Annotated in this window: 23 protein-coding genes; 10 read left to right on the top strand and 13 right to left on the bottom strand. The window is 38.1% G+C overall.

The annotated features are described in order from the left end of the window. Positions 1–7: 7 nt before the first annotated feature. Positions 8–622, bottom strand: coding sequence for a TetR/AcrR family transcriptional regulator (locus V2145_RS19560; RefSeq protein ID WP_131887168.1), 615 nt, complete (start codon positions 620–622; stop codon positions 8–10). A 180-nt stretch (positions 623–802) separates the two neighbouring features. Between V2145_RS19560 and kynU the strand changes: the two genes are divergently transcribed. The 4 genes from kynU to kynB all read left to right on the top strand — a co-directional run bounded on the left by kynU (position 803) and on the right by kynB (position 5,096). Continuing rightward, positions 803–2,077 (top strand): kynureninase, encoded by a 1,275-nt coding sequence (gene kynU / locus V2145_RS19555; RefSeq protein WP_311859542.1) that lies wholly within the window; start codon positions 803–805, stop codon positions 2,075–2,077. Between the two features lie 72 nt (positions 2,078–2,149). Then, positions 2,150–3,580: an amino acid permease gene (locus V2145_RS19550; RefSeq protein WP_094911425.1), complete on the top strand. Its 1,431-nt coding sequence runs from the start codon at positions 2,150–2,152 to the stop codon at positions 3,578–3,580. A 12-nt stretch (positions 3,581–3,592) separates the two neighbouring features. Continuing rightward, positions 3,593–4,447 (top strand): tryptophan 2,3-dioxygenase, encoded by an 855-nt coding sequence (kynA, locus tag V2145_RS19545; RefSeq protein ID WP_311859540.1) that lies wholly within the window; start codon positions 3,593–3,595, stop codon positions 4,445–4,447. Between the two features lie 25 nt (positions 4,448–4,472). Further along, positions 4,473–5,096 (top strand): arylformamidase, encoded by a 624-nt coding sequence (gene kynB / locus V2145_RS19540; RefSeq protein ID WP_311859537.1) that lies wholly within the window; start codon positions 4,473–4,475, stop codon positions 5,094–5,096. Positions 5,097–5,134: 38 nt separating this feature from the next. Here kynB and V2145_RS19535 read toward each other — a convergent pair whose 3' ends face one another. From V2145_RS19535 to V2145_RS19510, 6 genes are read right to left on the bottom strand one after another with little or no spacing between them, the layout of a single operon-like run. After that, entirely contained in the window at positions 5,135–5,608 is a 474-nt protein-coding gene (locus V2145_RS19535; protein WP_094911428.1) for a DMT family transporter, read from the bottom strand. A gap of 21 nt (positions 5,609–5,629) precedes the next feature. After that, entirely contained in the window at positions 5,630–6,058 is a 429-nt protein-coding gene (locus tag V2145_RS19530; RefSeq protein WP_094911429.1) for a DMT family transporter, read from the bottom strand. Positions 6,059–6,112: 54 nt separating this feature from the next. Further along, on the bottom strand, positions 6,113–6,433 hold the full coding sequence (locus V2145_RS19525) for an ArsR/SmtB family transcription factor (protein WP_094911430.1): 321 nt from the start codon (positions 6,431–6,433) through the stop codon (positions 6,113–6,115). A 44-nt stretch (positions 6,434–6,477) separates the two neighbouring features. Beyond that, positions 6,478–6,957, bottom strand: a complete 480-nt coding sequence (locus V2145_RS19520) for a hypothetical protein (protein ID WP_311859533.1) — start codon at positions 6,955–6,957, stop codon at positions 6,478–6,480. A gap of 60 nt (positions 6,958–7,017) precedes the next feature. Then, positions 7,018–7,305 (bottom strand): hypothetical protein, encoded by a 288-nt coding sequence (locus V2145_RS19515; RefSeq protein ID WP_330988158.1) that lies wholly within the window; start codon positions 7,303–7,305, stop codon positions 7,018–7,020. A 49-nt stretch (positions 7,306–7,354) separates the two neighbouring features. Further along, entirely contained in the window at positions 7,355–7,618 is a 264-nt protein-coding gene (locus tag V2145_RS19510; RefSeq protein ID WP_094911433.1) for a YesK family protein, read from the bottom strand. A 182-nt stretch (positions 7,619–7,800) separates the two neighbouring features. On the opposite strand from V2145_RS19510, the gene V2145_RS19505 reads away from it, so the two are divergent. Continuing rightward, on the top strand, positions 7,801–7,977 hold the full coding sequence (locus V2145_RS19505; RefSeq protein ID WP_165932516.1) for a hypothetical protein: 177 nt from the start codon (positions 7,801–7,803) through the stop codon (positions 7,975–7,977). Between the two features lie 273 nt (positions 7,978–8,250). Next, positions 8,251–8,922 (top strand): zinc-ribbon domain-containing protein, encoded by a 672-nt coding sequence (locus tag V2145_RS19500; protein ID WP_094911434.1) that lies wholly within the window; start codon positions 8,251–8,253, stop codon positions 8,920–8,922. Between the two features lie 64 nt (positions 8,923–8,986). Here V2145_RS19500 and V2145_RS19495 read toward each other — a convergent pair whose 3' ends face one another. The 6 genes from V2145_RS19495 to V2145_RS19470 all read right to left on the bottom strand — a co-directional run bounded on the left by V2145_RS19495 (position 8,987) and on the right by V2145_RS19470 (position 15,606). Next, positions 8,987–10,348, bottom strand: coding sequence for an amino acid permease (locus V2145_RS19495; protein ID WP_094911435.1), 1,362 nt, complete (start codon positions 10,346–10,348; stop codon positions 8,987–8,989). A 211-nt stretch (positions 10,349–10,559) separates the two neighbouring features. Beyond that, a complete protein-coding gene (locus V2145_RS19490; protein WP_311859526.1) occupies positions 10,560–11,240 on the bottom strand; it encodes an ABC transporter ATP-binding protein in 681 nt (226 codons plus the stop codon). A 1-nt stretch (position 11,241) separates the two neighbouring features. After that, on the bottom strand, positions 11,242–12,276 hold the full coding sequence (locus V2145_RS19485; RefSeq protein ID WP_094911437.1) for an ABC transporter permease: 1,035 nt from the start codon (positions 12,274–12,276) through the stop codon (positions 11,242–11,244). Between the two features lie 109 nt (positions 12,277–12,385). After that, a complete protein-coding gene (locus V2145_RS19480) occupies positions 12,386–13,765 on the bottom strand; it encodes a sensor histidine kinase (RefSeq protein ID WP_222582575.1) in 1,380 nt (459 codons plus the stop codon). Next, the gene (locus V2145_RS19475; RefSeq protein WP_330988157.1) at positions 13,762–14,442 is read right to left on the bottom strand and encodes a response regulator transcription factor; all 681 of its coding nucleotides are present in this window, start codon (positions 14,440–14,442) and stop codon (positions 13,762–13,764) included. Before V2145_RS19475 ends, V2145_RS19480 begins: the two co-directional genes overlap by 4 nt. A gap of 729 nt (positions 14,443–15,171) precedes the next feature. Further along, positions 15,172–15,606: a hypothetical protein gene (locus tag V2145_RS19470; RefSeq protein ID WP_311859522.1), complete on the bottom strand. Its 435-nt coding sequence runs from the start codon at positions 15,604–15,606 to the stop codon at positions 15,172–15,174. A 91-nt stretch (positions 15,607–15,697) separates the two neighbouring features. Here V2145_RS19470 and V2145_RS19465 point away from each other — a divergent pair, with 91 nt between their 5' ends. The 4 genes from V2145_RS19465 (at position 15,698) to V2145_RS19450 (ending at position 17,981) form a co-directional block, all read left to right on the top strand. Next, positions 15,698–16,246: a TetR/AcrR family transcriptional regulator gene (locus tag V2145_RS19465; protein ID WP_094911442.1), complete on the top strand. Its 549-nt coding sequence runs from the start codon at positions 15,698–15,700 to the stop codon at positions 16,244–16,246. A 135-nt stretch (positions 16,247–16,381) separates the two neighbouring features. Further along, positions 16,382–17,053 (top strand): NAD(P)H-dependent oxidoreductase, encoded by a 672-nt coding sequence (locus V2145_RS19460; RefSeq protein WP_094911443.1) that lies wholly within the window; start codon positions 16,382–16,384, stop codon positions 17,051–17,053. Positions 17,054–17,210: 157 nt separating this feature from the next. Further along, positions 17,211–17,339, top strand: a complete 129-nt coding sequence (locus V2145_RS19455; protein ID WP_256993340.1) for a hypothetical protein — start codon at positions 17,211–17,213, stop codon at positions 17,337–17,339. Positions 17,340–17,357: 18 nt separating this feature from the next. Then, the gene (locus V2145_RS19450; protein WP_311859520.1) at positions 17,358–17,981 is read left to right on the top strand and encodes a LysE family translocator; all 624 of its coding nucleotides are present in this window, start codon (positions 17,358–17,360) and stop codon (positions 17,979–17,981) included. The last annotated feature ends 39 nt before the right edge of the window (positions 17,982–18,020 follow it).

Raw genomic sequence — 18,020 nt, 5'->3', positions numbered from 1 at the left:
CTTTTTCTTATTTATATAGCCCTCGAATGTAAACAGATGCAATGTTCCGCGCAATTTCTTCAATGGAGCTTTCATATTCATGCCGAACGATATCCCATAGATACATTTCATTAGTGAAAAACCAGCCTCTTGCTACTAACTCATGATTTAATTCATCTCTAGCAAGCCCCTTCTTTTGAGCATAAGCGATATCTTGTGAGATGCGCTGAATAAATTTCTTTCGAATGTTTTTCCAGCTTTCCGATACGACAGGAGCAATTCCAATTGCTTGTTCGAATACCTGCATCATGCTGCGTTCATGCTCGGCCATATGTAAAAAAGCATTTGTTTGTTTATGAATGATATCCGTTGCTTCCTCTTTTGTTTGTGGAAAAAAGGAGGTTTCTGCAATCTTATAGAATTCCGCCATGACGCTGTCCATGAGAACGATTAATAGCTCTTCTTTTCCTTTAAAATGAACGTACGCTGTTCCGTAGCCAACTTCAGCTTTTTCAATAACCTGTTTAATGGTTGTTTTTTGAAACCCTTCTTCCATAAACACTTCTTTGGCTGCGTGTAATAGTTTTTGGCGCGTTTTAATCGAACGCAAATGTCGCTTATCTTCTATGTTATGTTCTGTCATGATGGACGATCCCTCCCAGCTTTCTTTAATTTCTAGCATATAGAAAATCTGATAAAAGGAAAAGAGGTAGTTTCTGAAAATGTTTATAATTTTCAGAAATATAATATTGACACTGTGTCATATTGTTTGATAATCTTTTGTTAAGATAGCGATTACAAATGCTAAAAGGGGGAGAATACGATGTTTGACTCAACAAAAGAATGCGCAGAGAAGCTGGATGCGCAGGATAAATTAGCGGCTTTTCGAGAAGAATTTTACCTCAAGCCAGGCAGTATTTATATGGATGGAAATTCGCTAGGGCTTCTATCGAAGCGAGCTGAAACAACGCTGATGGAAGTTATCACAGATTGGAAAGAGCAGGGAATTGACGGCTGGACACAAGGGAAATATCCTTGGTTTTCACTATCTGAACAACTTGGTGAAATGATGGCGCCGCTTGTAGGAGGTTCTCCTGAAGAGGTTATTGTAACAGGTTCAACAACGGTAAACCTTCATCAACTCGTTTCAACGTTTTACGAACCAAGCGGAACACGTACGAAAATTTTAGCGGATGAGCTGACGTTTCCATCCGATATCTATGCGCTTCAAAGTCAGCTGCGTACGCGTGGCTACGATCCCGATGAACATTTAGTTTGCGTAAAAAGCCGCGATGGTCGCTTTTTAGAGGAAGAGGATATCATTGAAGCGATGACAGATGAGGTAGCGTTAATTGTCTTGCCAACTGTCTTGTATCGAAGCGGTCAAGTATTAGATATGGAACGCTTGACTACGGAAGCTCATAAGCGCGGAATCATTATTGGATTTGACGGCTGCCATTCCATTGGAGCAATTCCTCATCAGTTTAGCGACTGGGGCGTTGATTTTGCTTACTGGTGCAACTATAAACATTTAAACGGTGGGCCAGGAGCTGTTGGTGGTTTATACGTGAATAAAAAGCATTTTGGGACTCTTCCAGGCTTAGCAGGTTGGTTCAGCTCAAAGAAAGAAAAGCAGTTTGATATGGAGCATACGCTAACACCGGCTCATACAGCAGGTGCTTATCAGATTGGTACGCCACATGTGCTCAGTCTGGCACCGCTAATCGGGTCACTTGAGCTGTTTAAGGAAGCAGGCATTGAACGCATTCGAACAAAATCACTTCGTATTAATCGGTACTTAATAGATTTACTAAACGCAGAGTTAAAAGAATACGGGTTTACTCTTGGCAGCCATACGGATGACAAACGCCGAGGTGGCCACGTGAGTCTTGAACATAAAGAAGCAGCACGTATTTGTAAAGCGTTAAAGAAAGAAGGAATTATTCCTGACTTTCGTGCGCCAAATATTATTCGCTTAGCACCTGTAGCTTTATATACGTCCTATAGCGAGGTGTGGGAAGTAGTTCAAGCATTGAAAAAAATCATGAGTGAGAAGCTTTACGAACAATTTAAAAACGAGCGCGAAGTCGTCGCGTAAATTAACAGCTGCTTACTTGAACGAAGTAAGCAGTTTCTATAGGTAAAAGTTCAATCTAAGAGGAGATGACCTATGAAAACCAATCAATCTCACCTGCATACGAATGAAAATCAAGATAAAGGGTTGAAGCGAAAGTTAAAAACGAGCCAGCTGACGATGATTTCAATGGGCTGTGCAATTGGTACAGGTTTATTTTTAGGAAGTGGACTTGCAATTCAAACAGCTGGGCCAAGCGTATTGGCTAGCTATGCGTTAGGAGCATTTGTTGTACTACTTTTAATGGGATGCTTAGCAGAAATGACCGTTGCTCACCCGACAGCAGGATCGTTTGGTACCATTTCTGAAAAGTATGTTCATCCGCTCGCAGGCTTTTTAGTTCGCTATTCGTATTGGATTGCTAACGTACTGGCAGTAGGAGTAGAGGTGAGCGCCATTGCATTATACATGAAGTATTGGTTTCCAACCGTTCCAGGGGTAGTGTGGATTGTGATATTCGCTGGAGTTTTAATTTATATTAACGCAACGAGCGTAAACACGTTTGCAACGTTTGAATATTGGTTTTCAATGATTAAAATTAGCGCTATCGTAGGCTTTATCCTCTTAGGTTCATACATATTATTTGGTGCAGAGCCAAGTTCAGCCATCGGTACGAAAAATCTTGTCAACGATGGAGGCTTTCTACCGTTCGGCTTTTGGGGTATGTGGGTGGCCGTTTTTATTTCGCTTTTTAGCTTTCTAGGAACAGAAATGATTGCCGTTACTTCTGGAGAAGCAAAAGATCCTGATGTGGCCGTTCCAAAAGCACTCAAAGCAACAGTATTTCGCTTAACAACGTTTTACGTTTTAACAATTGGTATTATGCTGATGATTGTCCCGTGGCAACAAGCCCAGGTTGACAAAAGCCCGTTTGTCAAAGTGATGGAGATTTTAAATATTCCAGCGGCATCTGGCATTATGAACTTTATTATTTTAACAGCGGCTCTTTCTGCGATGAATAGCCAGCTGTATGCGTCGACACGCATGCTGTTTTCTTTGTCAAAAACAAATAATGCTCCGGCATTTTTAGGTAAGCTCAGCAAGAAAAGCGTACCAGTTTGGGCATTAGGTATTTCAACTGGTGGCATCTTTTTAGCTGCGGCTGTCAACGCTTTTATTCCTGGGTCTTCCTATGCCTTTATGATGGGTATTTCCATGTTTGGCGCGATGTTTACCTGGTTTATGATTTTTATATCTCATCTGTTTTTTCGTAAAAAATGGGAGAAATCAGGTGGGCGCGTGCTCCCTGTGCGAATGATGGGCTTTCCGTACTTAACCATTTTAGGAGCTATTTTGCTACTTATCCTTATGATTACAACATGGTTCACAGACTTTAAGATTATGCTTCAATTTGGTATTCCATGGCTTATATTTTTAACAATTGCATATTTTATTGCAAAGCGTAAGAAGGTAGACGTAGGTGCACCTAGAAATATAGTAAAAGATGAATTTAAAGAGATGCAATAAGGGGGACATAACATGAATACGCCAAACGAAAAGAAGAGAACGGCGATAGAATTAGAACAAAACCTACAGACGAACTTTGAAAAAGCAATGTCATACGGAGATTACTTACAGCTTAATTCCATACTATCAAGTCAGCATCGCCTCTCCGATCACCATGATGAAATGCTGTTTATTGTTATTCACCAAGCAAGCGAGCTGTGGATGAAGCTTATTCTGCATGAGCTCTCGGCTGCGATTGCCTGCATTCGTGAAAACAATCTAGAACCTTCGTTTAAAATGCTTTCTCGCGTGTCACGAATTCAGCAGCAGCTCATTCAGTCATGGAGCGTGCTTTCTACGTTGACGCCAGCTGAATACATGGAATTTCGCGATAAGCTTGGACAATCATCAGGATTTCAGTCGTATCAAAATCGTTTAATTGAATTTGCACTTGGTAATAAGAACATTCATGCGCTTTCGGTGTACAAACACGACGAAGCACTCTACGAAAAGATGACTCAGGCTCTTTATGAACCTAGCATTTATGATGCTTCTATTCGAGCGCTTGTAAAGAGAGGATTAAAAGTAGATGAGGAAGCATTGCAGCGTGACTGGTCACAGCCATATGAACCAAATGAAAGCGTAGAAGAAGCATGGCTAACGGTATATCGAAATGTTGATCAGTATTGGGACCTGTACGAATTAGCTGAAAAGCTTGTTGATATTGGTAATCAGCAGCAAACATGGCGCTTTAGCCATATGAGTACCGTTGAACGAATTATCGGCAATAAGCCGGGAACAGGAGGTTCTTCAGGGGTAAACTATTTAAAACGTGCGCTTGATAAGCATTTCTTCCCGGAATTATGGAGTCTACGTACAAAGCTATAAGGATAGATAGAAAGGGTGCTAGATAATGAATAAATGGATCGATGTTTCACAACCGCTTAATAACAAGGTGGCGTGTTGGCCAGGCGATACGCCGTTTTCCTACAGGGTGAGCTGGAGTAAAGAGGAGTCTGGTTCAGTCAATGTAGGTGAAATTACAATGAGTGTACATACAGGTACTCATATTGATGCTCCTTTTCATTTTGATAGTGAAGGGAAAAAAGTAAAGGACTTAGACGTGAACCTTTATATTGGAGAATCGAAAGTTGTGCACCTTCACAATCCTTCCAGCATAAGCGTTGAAGATCTAAAAAAAATCGACTTAGCTGGGGTAACGCGACTGCTTATTAAGACCGGTGCGTGGACGAATCGCGAGACCTTTCCAACGTCTATTCCACCTGTAGATAAAGGGGTAGCCGAATATCTGGAAGAACAAGGCGTTCGTTTGCTTGGTCTCGACCTACCCTCAGTGGACCCGCTTGATAGCAAAGAGCTAGCTGCACATCATGAACTGGCGGCACATAGCGTTCATATTTTAGAAGGACTTGTGCTTGATACTATTGAGGAAGGAGACTATGAGTTAGCCGCTTTACCACTTTCACTAGCGGAAGCAGACGGAAGCCCAGTACGCGCGGTGTTGAGAAAGAAATAATCTAACAAAAGCCACTCGTTTAGAGTGGCTTTTATCGTCTATGCGACTTTTGAAGTTGTTTTTTCAACAGACTTTTTGTTTCCAACATAGATTAATCTTAAAGCAATTAACATTAGCACAATAGCGAGCCCACGTTTCCAGTCTAATGAAATTTGTGTACCGCCAAAGAATCCAAAGTGATCAATAATAATTCCTGCGCTTAGTTGGCCAATAACCGTAGAAATATTGGCTGCAATAACACCAATTTTCGGAACGGCTAAAACAGTTAAGAATAAATAGCCAACCCCAAACCAAACCGCACTTAGCTGCCATTTTGGCGCATCTAAAAGAGCTAATACATCACCTTTGCCAAAAAATAAAATGAGTAAAAATAAAACAAGTGCACCTGTTGCAAAGGTAAGAAACGCGCTTTCATACGTACCGGCTTTTCTACTGAGCGCCCCGTTTACGGAAGACTGAGCACTAAGTAATACTCCACCGATAACAGCTGCAATGAGCAAGATAAAACTCATCGTAAAACCTCCTTTAATTAATTAAAAAACGAGTAGTAAAGCGATGGCCATCAACGCAACGGCCATTACTTTTTCTTTTGTAATAGGTGTTTTACTACTACCTAACCAGCCTTTATGTTCAATAATCATACTCATTGCCATTTGTCCGACAATTACGCTAATCATTGTTAAGCCAACGCCGAGAAGCGGGACGCCAATAACTAAAATTGTTAAATAAATAACGCCAAATACGCCGCCTGTAAGCTGCCATTTCGGTGCTTTTACCGTATAGGAAAGTGATCCTTTTCCTAAAAACAGCACAACGATTCCTAAGATTACAGAACCAACTGCGAAGTTATAAAAGCTGCTTTCTAGTTTACCAACGGATTGACCTAGCACACCGTAAATGGCACCTTCAATACTAAGAGACATTCCAGCTAACACAGCCACAATATAAATCCAAAATTTCATGATTTCACATCCTTATATCGAGATTTATAGATATGTTAAAGCAAAAAAAAGAACTTACAGCTCTTTTTTTATGATTTCAGCAATCTCCGCAATCTTTTTTTCGTTTCTGCGGTAGTAAGTCCATTTTCCATGTCTTTCTGATTCCAATAATCCAATGCGCTGAAGCATTGAGAGATAATGCGAAGTAGTGGATTGTGATAAGTTTGCGCGTTCTTGAATATCTCCCACACAAACACCACCCTTTTCACTAATAGTTTTTGAAAGGTGCGCAGTAGGCTTATCAAAATGCTCCATTGGATCTTTTAACCACTTCAACATTTCTAAACGAGTTTCATTGCCCAAAACCTTAAAAATATCTACAAGTTTATTTTCCATGGCCTTATACTAATCGATAATTCTCGATATGTAAAGTTTTAAGTTTATCTTTTTATAAACCGCATATGCCAAGGTAATACAAAGGCAAACACAATAAAATATAAAATAACTGAAAAAGCAAAAAAGCTCCAGTTTTTGATATGTAAGTAATCCACTGCAATCATTCCCCACTCAATTAATGTGGAAATGACCGTGAAAAGTACTACTAGCGACCAGCGATTCTTGGCTGTAGCATAATTAACGTAGATGACGGCAAGAGCAGAAGGGATGATGGAATAGCTAACAAATTCTCCAATTCCTGTGACGTTTTTGTCCCCTAAATCAACTAAGTCAAACATTCGACCAACTAAAGAGTTGATCACCCATGCGATATAACCGATAAAGCTGAACGTCACATAATAATCAACCCAGTTAATTTCGCGTTTAGGCATAATGAGTGAATAGAGAAACAAAGCGCCGCTTATTACAATAGGAAACCAAACGCCTTTTGCTGATAAATCTATATTTTGCATCCATGAGTTCACGTTGAGACACCTCTTTATGTAAGGGTATCTCTAGTGTTGCCTAAATAATCTATTTTAAAATTAACTCTGTTCTTCTTTTTTCCACATTTTATAGTTATAAAGAACTTGAACAAGAAAGATTAAGCTAATTAAACCAACAAACCCAAAGTACACGGGAAGAGGCCAATGTGAAAGGTAGTACAAAACTCCGCAAGCAATGAAAATGAACGGAATACTTATAAGCGTGAAAATTGAAAAAGTGAGAACCAGCACTCTTTTCTTAATCAGAATACTAATGAAGAATGCTAGAAATAAAATCATGATAAACATAAAGAGGTTTTCAAGAATAAAGTCCAAAACGATATCCATAGCACAGCGTTCCCCCTTAAAGAAAGTAAAATAGTTCCATGTGGAACAGCTATTTTCTACGCTTCATCACTTGAGCAATTGTCATGATGAGTAAAGACAGTACAGCAGCTATAAAAACCATGATGCTCAACGCTCCATAACCAAGCCCTTCCCATCCTCCAACTAGTAAGCTAATTATAAATCCTGCTAGGCTAAGCACTGCTACAGCAAGGGGAATGACATATCGCAACGATTCCTTCTTTCGTCCAATAAGGTAAGAAAAAATAAGAATCACTAAAGTAGTCATAATGATAAAGGTATATGAATTTAGCATAATATCCTCCTTTTCTATTAGTAAAGCTCTATGTGTAAATAAGGATATTAATTCCAATTTAACATAATATAGGATTTGTTGGAAGGGTGTCTTTTATAGATAATTATTATAGATAGAATTACTAAAAAATTCTATTTTATACTATAATAGTAAATGGGTTTGGTGTGTAGAGGAGGGGTTAAATGAATACAGAAGATCGTCTAAGTGAAATAGAAAGAAAGTTAGATGATTTAAATAATAAGCTAGATCAAAGGAACAATAACTCTAGCTCGCGATTTGTTCTTAGAATTGTGCAGGTTATTTCTATTATTTTAATATTCCTAGTACTGATAGGGGTTATTAGCTTTTTTGCAGGATAAGAATACAAAAAGGGTTGAGGGAATTCCTCAACCTTTTTCTATGTAAATGAATCAAAAATACCACCATATAAACGCAGTACATAAAAGAAAAAACCTAAAGATAATCATTTGCTGCAATCAAACAAAGATTGAGTTGATGTATACAGTAGGTTGGAATATTGGAGAGTAAAGCATAATAACGTATTGTATAGGTTAATTAGTCTATCTAATTTTATTTATTTTATAGTATAATTTTACTAGTTTGTTATAAAAAAATAGGTAGGAGGGGCAGGGATGAAATTTTGCACAAACTGTGGAAGTTCACTGGGAAGAGAAGATCAGTTTTGTAGCGGGTGCGGTGCAGTAATTGATCGAAGTGAAAAGATGAGTGAACCTGTACAAAAAAAGCAGAACACGTCAGCGCTGCGTGTAGAAGAAGTGGTACGTATGGGAAAGAATAATAAACAACTTACTATTGCTGGTCTTATTTTAATTATCGGTGTTATCATTTACATAATGATTCCAAAAAAGCTCACGGAAGCAGAATATGAGCAGCTCGCTCTCGATTTATTAGTGAAGGATGTAGCGATACAAGAACAGTTTTCGCGTTCAATTGAAAATAGCTCCATTGACACAAACACGGAATGGGATTCAGAGTTTAAACAGTTAACAAAGCCTGCTGAAAGAGCACAAGGTGAGTTTGAAGACATTTATAAAGAATTAAAAGGCGTAAAGCCACCAGAAATGTTTGAACATGACCACCAACTACTATTGAAGGCGTTTCATATTCATAGTGAACTGATGATTGGAGCAGGTGAGTATTTTAAAAACGGAAATGAGGAAGAACTTGAAAACGCAGAAGAATACCAAAGCGAAGCAGAAGATTATTTAGCTCAAACATCTTTTTCTTCTGGTATATATAAAGAACGATTAATCAAGCGAATTGAGAAGCTAGGCATCGAATAAGTTTTATAAAGTAAAGCACCTTCACTTTCTACATTCTTGGTGAAGGTGCTTTTTGTTCATTATGTCAATCATTCAAAGAATCTTGTTTTGTTTTTTTAACTTTATAGAGAACAACGAGCAAAATAAACCAAAAAGGCGTGACAAATAGTGCAACACGCGTATCTGAAGCGAGAGTTAATACCACTAAAATAAATGCTAAAAATATTAAAACTAAATAGTTAGTATAGGGGTAAAGTGGCATTTTGAACGGATTTTCTTTTGCTAAATCAGGACGTTCTTTTTTGTATTTCATATGACAAATAACGATAATCCCCCATATATAAATGAATGATACGGTTGAAATACTCGTGATTAAAGTAAATACACCTTCTGGCATGGTGTAATTTAAAATAACTCCAATTAAAATGATCACAGCTGAGAAAAAGAGTCCGTTTGCAGGCACTTGTCGCGCATTGATTTTTGCTAGAGAACTTGGTGCATCTTGGTCTTTAGCCAGGGAATAAACCATGCGGCTTGTACTGAATACAGCACTATTTCCTGCCGAAGCAGCTGATGTTAAGACGACAAAGTTAACAATCGTAGCAGCGGAAATGATGCCAATTGCAGCGAACACTTGCACAAATGGGCTTTGAGAGGGGTCTACATCATTCCAAGGGTAGATGCTCATGATGACGAAAAGGGAACCGATGTAGAAAAGTAAAATTCGAATAGGGATATTGTTAATAGCAAGTGGGATATTGCGCTCAGGATTCTCTGTTTCTCCTGCCGTTAATCCTACAAGCTCAATTCCTACAAAAGCAAATACAACCATTTGGAATGAGAGAATAAAACCGTTCATGCCATTTGGAAACATGCCTCCGTGAATCCATAAGTTACTCACTCTAGCTGTTCCATTTGGTGTGGACGCACCTTTAATAATCATAAAAGTACCTATAATAATTAAAGCGAGTATGGCAATGATTTTAATTAATGCAAACCAAAATTCCATTTCACCAAATAGCTTGACCGTTGCTAGGTTCATGATGAGTAAAATCACAAGCGCAATGAGGCCTGGTATCCACTGCGATACGGATGGAAACCAATATTGAGTGTAAAGTCCAATAGCTGTTAAATCAGCCATAGCGATACAGATCCAGCAAAACCAATAGGTCCAACCTGTAATAAACCCAAGCATGTCTCCTAAATAATCACGAACAAAATCGACAAAAGAGTGATAATTAAGGTTGCTTAAGAGTAATTCACCTAGTGAGCGCATAATGAGAAAACCAATTAGTCCTGTAATCATATAGGCAAACAAAATAGAAGGTCCCGCTAAGTTAATGGACTTTCCTGATCCCAGAAATAGTCCCGTACCAATGGCACCTCCAATAGCAATTAATTGGACATGTCTATTTTTTAAACCTCTTGCTAATTCTTGCTCTGGCATAAGCATTCCTTCTTTCGTCGCTTTCTAGTTGGTATAACGTAACAAGTCAGTAACTGAATATGGGACACTATGTATCATACTTTGAAAAAATAACACTATAGGATGTAGGGTTAGCATTTTAAAGATTTTTTATCATGGAGTATATCGGTAGACCATCTAAAAAATAAAAAAACAACCTTTTCACCGTGTTAGGTGTGAAAAGGTTGTTTTTTTAATTATTTATAATAATGCCATCGCTCATACGAATCACCCGATTTGTATAGGTAAGCATTTCTTCATCATGCGTAACGATGAGCGTGGTGATTTTTAGGGACTCTGTTAACTTTTGTAAAAGGACCATGATGTCTTTTGAACGCTTTGAATCAAGGCTTGCCGTTGGTTCATCAGCAAATAATACTTTTGGTTTGTGGATGATGGCTCGAGCAATTGCGACGCGCTGTTTTTCTCCTCCTGATAAAGAAGGAGGGTATGCGCTCTTTCGATGCTCCATTTCTACAAGTTTTAAGATATGCTGTACTTCTTGCTTCTTTTCTCGTTTTGACATTGATACTTCGGCTACGTCTAACATTAAGAGAAGCTGTTCTTCAACCGTCAAAAATGGCACAAGGTGAGCAAATTGAAACACAAACCCAAACTTGCTTGCACGCAGTTTCCGTATTTGTTCAGGTTTCATGGTTACCAAGTCATTTCCTTCAAATATAATGTGTCCGCTCGATGCGGACTGTAGTCCAGCTGCAATTGTGAGAAGCGTGCTTTTTCCAGAACCTGATGCACCAACAAGAGCCGTAATTTCACCTTCTTTTAATGAAAGCTTAATTCCTTTTAAAATATCTTCCGTTTGTTCGCCGCTTAGAAACGATTTTTTTACATCTTTTATTGTAAAAGTCGTCATTTTACATCTCTCCTTGCTGAATTGCTTTTAAAGGTTCAATCTTTTTAATTTGTATACCAGATAACGTCGAGCCGATAAAGCCAATAGTCAAAAACACACCAGCAAGCTGAAGAGTAGTTAGAACAGGTAAGCTAAACGGCATTCCTTCAGGTGCTATTAGGTTGAATAGCTGACTACATGTAATGGCTAATACAATAGAAGCAGCAGTGATAATCAGCATTTGCGTCCACATGATGGTAAACAGCCTGCTCGTTTTCATTCCAATTGCTTTTAGAATTCCGTACAGTCCAATTTTTTGAACGTTCATCATATAAAAGAAAATGGCAAACAGCATACCGCTAATAATAATTAAAAACCAAATGATCATATTCAATGACATTTGTTCAGCACTGTAGCTTGGGATGGTACTTAAAAATTCTTTGTTTGAAAAAGATTGAAGACCATTAAAAGATGGAGCTTCATCTATGTTTGGTAAGAAAATTAGCTGCATCTCTTTTGTGGCAAACATTCTTTGATAGTCTCTCTCATTAATGTAAGCAACGGGTGTATGATTATATTTGGCTTCATCGACAAAGCCTTTCACCATAAACGTCCCATCATATTGGTCGTGAGTAAGGGTGTCGCCAACTTTGATTCCTTCTTTTTTCAAAGAAGCGTCTAGTACAACTTCACCTTGATTTAGATTTGGAAATAGCTTTGAATCCGTTGATGTGACAAAGGAAACACTACGTTGTTTATCTCGTTCATCATTTACAAAACCCATTCCAATTGAAAAAGCTACAGCACCTTTATAATCTTTTAGAACACTCTCCTGAACAGAACGGTCAATTGACGAGAGGTTATACGTTTCTTCTGCTTCTTCCGTCATGTAGAACTGTCCGTCAGGCAAATTTTTAATGAGTGCTGCGTTATCCTGCGATAGACCATTTGCAAGGCCTGAAATAATAAAAGTTAAAAAGCTTACAAGAAAGATAATGGAACCTAGTATAAGAAATTTTGCTTTGTTTTTTTTGATTTCTTTCCATGCGATGTTCATCAAAATCTCCTCCAATTTGATTTCGTACTTTTAGTGTATAAGCCTTTTATGAATGGACGATGAACGGAAGGTTACAAATGAAAAAAGCCACATCCAGTGGGATGTAGCTTCAGGAGATGGGAAGTTCAATTTGAAATAACGTGCCTTTTCCTTCTTGACTGTCTACCGTAATTTCTCCGTTATGAAGCTTCACAATTGTTGAAACAATTGAAAGCCCAAGCCCAGTTCCTTCTACGGTTTGTGAACGAGCGGTATCAGCACGATAAAAGCGATCAAAGATACGCTTTTCCTGTGAAGTGCTTAAACCAATTCCTGTATCTTGGAACGAGACTATCAAATAATCATCAGCAACTTTCATTGAAACATCAATCGTTCCACCTGGTTTATTATATTTCATCGCATTTGTTAATAGGTTATCCCACACCGTGCTTAGCAGCGAAGGGTCTCCTACAATCGTAATGTCTGGAAGAGAATAAGTAATCATCAATTCTCGTTCACGAATTGCCCATTGGTGCGTTTGAATTAAATCTTCAATTTGCTTTCCGATATGAAAGCGTTGAGGCTTCATAATATCTTCGTTTCGATCAAGGGAAGCAAGAAGCAACAGCTGTTGGGTTAAAATCGATAATCGAGTAATTTCACTATTAATAACGGAGATATATTGCCTTTTTTCATCGTTTGTTAAGTTTTCTTGTTCCAAAAGGCCGGTATACCCTTTAATAGTGGACAGTGGAGATTGAATGTCATGAGAGATATTTGAAATAAATTCTTTTCGCATCTCATCAAGCTGTTCTAACTTTTGAGCCATTTGTAAAAAGCTTTTTGAGAGTTCACCAAGCTCATCGTTTCGCTTCATTTGAAGCTTAGGCTGGAAGTTTCCAGCCGCTAATACTTTTGTGGCTGCTGTTAGGCTCGAAATCGGTTTTACCAAATAGTTCGTACTAAATAAAACAAGAATAATACTAAGTAAAATAGTAAGTGCCAATAGCCATGCTAGCAATAGATGCATTTCATTGAACAAAAGCTTGATGTCTGGTCGTAAAAAGAGGGCATACGACTTACTGTCATGCGTAATTGGAACACCGATTGTATTGGTAAGTTCATTTGCAAAAAAGCCTGTTACAAACGTTTGCTTGGGGAACTGGCGCATTCCATGATAGATATCACCATTTAAAACCTTTGCTTTCACTTCATTTTTTAATGCTGTATCTCGGAATGCTGCTCCGAAAAAATGATCGCGTTCATCTGTATCAACAAGATAAATTTGATAGCCTACTTCAGCGATATTCTCAAGGTAATTCGTCAATTGAATATTTGGGTTTTCATTGATGAACTCAGCAATATCGAGAGCAATCTCTGTATTCTTAGCATCGTTTGATGGCTTTAGCTTTTGCTGGTAGTAAAGGTTTGAACCTAAAAAAGCTAATACACTGCTAAGCACCATAATGCTAGCGGTAACAACAACAAATTTACTATAAAGAGATTTCATGATTGTTTTGTCTCCAACGAATAGCCAACTCCACGGACCGTTTTGATATGAAAGTCGTCTGTCAAACCGGCAAAGCGCTCCCGCAGACGCTTAATGTGAACATCTACAGTTCTCGAGTCTCCTTCATAATCAAGGCCCCATACATGTTCAATTAAATTTTCTCTGGAAAAAACGCGCATCGAATTAGTGGCGAGAAAAGCAAGTAGCTCAAATTCTCGCAGGGGTAAAAGCAGTGTTTTTGTTCTCACCTTGACTTCGTAGCTCTTCTTATTAATGCTTGTCTGTCCTAACTTAATAACGAAAGCATCTTCTTCCGTGTCATATCTTCGTAAGAGCGCTTGAATCCTAAACAGTAGCTCTTTTGGTTCAAACGGCTTTACGAGATAATCATCTGTTCCAGCTGAAAAGCCTTGTTCTTTATCTTCAATCTGGCTCTTTGCAGTGAGCAAAATAACGGGAATATCGTATAAGCGACGAATTTCTCTCGTCAGGGTATAGCCATCTACAAAAGGCATCATTACATCAACGACTGCTAAATTAACGTTTTCCTTCTGTAACCTTTCTAGCGCTTCGCTTCCATGCTTCGCTTGTAACACATCATAACCAGCTTGTGATAGGTGAATAGTTACAAGCTTAAGAATATGTAAATCATCATCGACAAGTAGAATTTTTTTCATAGTAGTTCCTCGTTTTCTTTTGAAAAATCTTGTGTCTTAAACATATCGTTTGAGGAAGGAATTTTCAACTGCAGAAGAAGGGCTATAACTTAGAGCGTATGCCCCAAATGACAAGAAGTCCAATGCTAACTGGTAGGCTCAATGCTAAGAAAAGAGGAAAATATCGCTTTGGCTCGTCACCAAATTCTAAAGTAGCAATCAATTCAATAACGAGGTTACCGCATGTGATACACAACATAATGATTAGATAAGAAACGACGTACTCTTGAAAGAGGCGGGTGAACATAGGAGAAAGTAGAAGTAGAATCTTAAGCTACTGAAATGTTCCTCTATAAAATAGATTTAACCTTTTTAAGGACGACTCTGTCTGCATATGTTATTCTCCTTTACAAGAATCTTCTGTTTTGTGGTAACACTATGTAACAAGGGAACAAAAGATAAGATTTGAAAGGTTGAGATGAGAGATACGTAAGAATTATTCTCTCCAACAAAAAAGTGCACAGAATGTTAGGTGTTTTTGTAGATGTAAGGAAGGAAAACAAATTGAATGTATTAGTAGCCATGAATAAAGCAACTTCTTGTAAGATCCAGAGCTATCGTAGAATGAAAGCAATAATACTAATTCATCAACGTTTGGCAGTGAAAGTTGAATTCCTGTCACTGAAAACTAAAGAACACCGTGTAAAAGTTTAGTTGGAATTACTTCTACACGGTTTTTTTTATAAGAATTTATATATCTCTGCGCCAAGCCTCAACAAAAGCAGCTGTAAGAAACGTGCACGCTCCCCATAGAATCCAAGCAGCTCCAAGTGTAATTTCATCGTAGGAAGAACCGTACAAAGTTGGCCCCCATGTGATAAAAATCCCGTCAAAAAAAGTGGCAACTGCTAGACCAAAGCTAACACCGGGCACAATTTGTGGAGCGGATAAGCCAACTAGTTTAACCATGAACCTAACAGATAGCCAAGAAATAAGAATTCCAGCTCCAAATGAGAAAATGCTAGCAGTTGGTCCGAAAAAACCAAAAGCAGAACCAAACTTAACACACATTGCACCGACAAACCAAAAAATAACACCTACAGCTGTTAGTAAAAATATTTGCTTTTGGGTTAATAGATACGGCTTATCGCTTGAAAAAGTAACGCTTTTAACAGGCTGACTCATGTACATAACCTCCAAGTATAATTATGTAGTGTTTGCTACATAATTAAAATGTAGCATATACTACATAAAAACACAAGAAGGAACTGATCGCATGAAAAAAGGAGAAAAAAGAAAAAATCAGATCGTTCAAGATATATCAATATATATTCTTGAAAATGGGGTGCAAACAGCTACTTTACGAAATTTAGCAGAAGCTGCAAGCACGAGTGATCGCATGCTCATGCACTATTTTAGGGATAAGGAAGAACTACTAACAGTAGCTTTAAATTCTATTACTGATGAGTTCATTACAATATTGGATAGTGCACGCACAGAGCAAAAAAATTTTGTTGATTTACTACCTTATCTACGCGAAATGATGAAACACCCGGGCATTAAACCCTACATTAAGCTATGCTTAGAGCTTGCTGCTATTGCAGCAAAAAAAGAAGAACCTTTTTACTCAGTTGGAAATCAAATGTGTGCTACATTTTTGGACTGTATTACACGAGAAATTAAGGTGGATAGTGAAGAGGAGCGAGACGAGCTATCTGCTCTTACGCTAGTGATGATTGAAGGGTTTGTTTTTTTAGATGCGCTTGATTACCATGAACAGATTGACAAATCAATTAAAGGTATTGGTCGACTCATAAAGGGTTAAAAATAAATAATTCGTTTAAGCTTCATCGTAAAGTCGGTGAAGTGACAATTATTAAAAGCTAAATAGTTGTATTCTGCAATCAAATTCATTACCATGACACATAGAAATTGATTAGAGAAGAAAGGTGGATGTATCATGAGCAACGAAGCAAAGAAACAAGAAATTCTAGATGCGTTTCATTTTCGTCACGCAACGAAAGAGTTTGATTCGACAAAGAAAGTGTCAGATGAAGACTTTCGTTTCATTATGGAAACAGGGCGTTTATCTCCAAGTTCATTAGGTTATGAGGCATGGAAGTTTTTAGTGATTGAGAACGAAGACCTAAAACGTCGCTTGAAAGAAGTTTCATGGGGCGCGCAAGGACAACTGCCAACAGCAAGTCATTTTGTTATCATTCTAGCGCGTACGGATGCACGCTATGACTCAGAATACGCAATGAATCATCAAAAAAAGGTTAAAGAGATGCCAGAAGATGTGTTAGAGTCGGTTTTACCACGATTCAGAGCGTTCCAAGAAGAAGACGCTCGTTTATTTGAAAGTGACCGTTCGCTGTTTGACTGGGCAAGTAAGCAAACGTATATCGCACTTGGAAACATGATGACAGCAGCAGCGCAAATTGGTGTTGATTCTTGTCCAATTGAAGGCTTTAATTATGAAAAAACGCATGAGCTTTTAAAAGAGCAAGGACTTCTTGAGAATGGCCAATACGATATCTCTGTTATGGTTGCATTTGGTTACCGTCTTGAAAATCCACAGCGTGAGAAAACAAGAAGAGAATTTGACGATGTAGTGCAGTGGGTAAAATAAGTCATAGTAAAAAGCAGCTTCTATTATAAGATGCTGCTTTTTTTGTTTGAATATATGTTAAAATATAGAAAAAGGGTGATGGACTATTAAAAAAATAACAAATCTTCAAAGGCTATCTGTTATTTCTTCTGTCGTACTTGTCGTAGGAGCATCACTTGTGTTTTCAGAGTCCTACTTTAATAATAAAGAGCTGCGTACGCTAACGAACTCTTGTTTTGATAGTGGTGGAATGCCCAATGTTGAGCTAGGAACGCTCAATGCAGTATTGTCGTTTGAATGCAAATAATACATAGGAGTTTTGACAATGGATTTCTTAATTTGGCTATCTTTTTTAGGAGCAGCTCTATTGCTTACAATTATGCCAGGGCCAGACAATTTATTTGTGCTTGCTCAGAGTATTTCTAATGGGAAAAATGCGGGTATTGCGACGTCGTTTGGTTTATGTACAGGTCTAATTGTTCATATTTCAGCGACGATTTTAGGCGTAAGCGCACTTTTATATCAATCGTCTATTGCATTTTCTATCATTAAATATGCAGGTGCCGCTTATTTACTGTATTTAGCTTATAAAGCATTTACAGCAAAAAGTTCTCCTTTAGAGGTAGAGAAGACTCAACAAGTAAGCTATGGTGCACTCTACAAAAAAGGAATTATCATGAATATCTTGAACCCAAAGGTATCCCTGTTTTTTCTGGCATTTTTACCACAGTTTGTTACTGATAGCCATGGAAGTGCAGCATTTCAAATGCTCGTATATGGCATTACGTTTTTAGTTCAAGCGCTTTTTGTCTTTGTATTAATCAGTTTATTTGCTGGAAAAGTAGGAACAGTCTTACGTAAACGGCCAGCTGTTTCACGAAACGTTAACTGGATTGAAGGCTCGCTATTTGCACTGATTGGATTAAAGATTGCGCTGAGCGAAAAGTGAATGTACTACGCGCTATTTGATTTATTCTTTACTACCAAA

The organism is Priestia sp. GS2 (genome assembly GCF_036409025.1).
In the GTDB taxonomy this organism is placed as follows: Bacteria; Bacillota; Bacilli; order Bacillales; family Bacillaceae_H; genus Priestia; species Priestia aryabhattai_A.
This window is presented reverse-complemented; position numbering and strand designations above follow the sequence as displayed.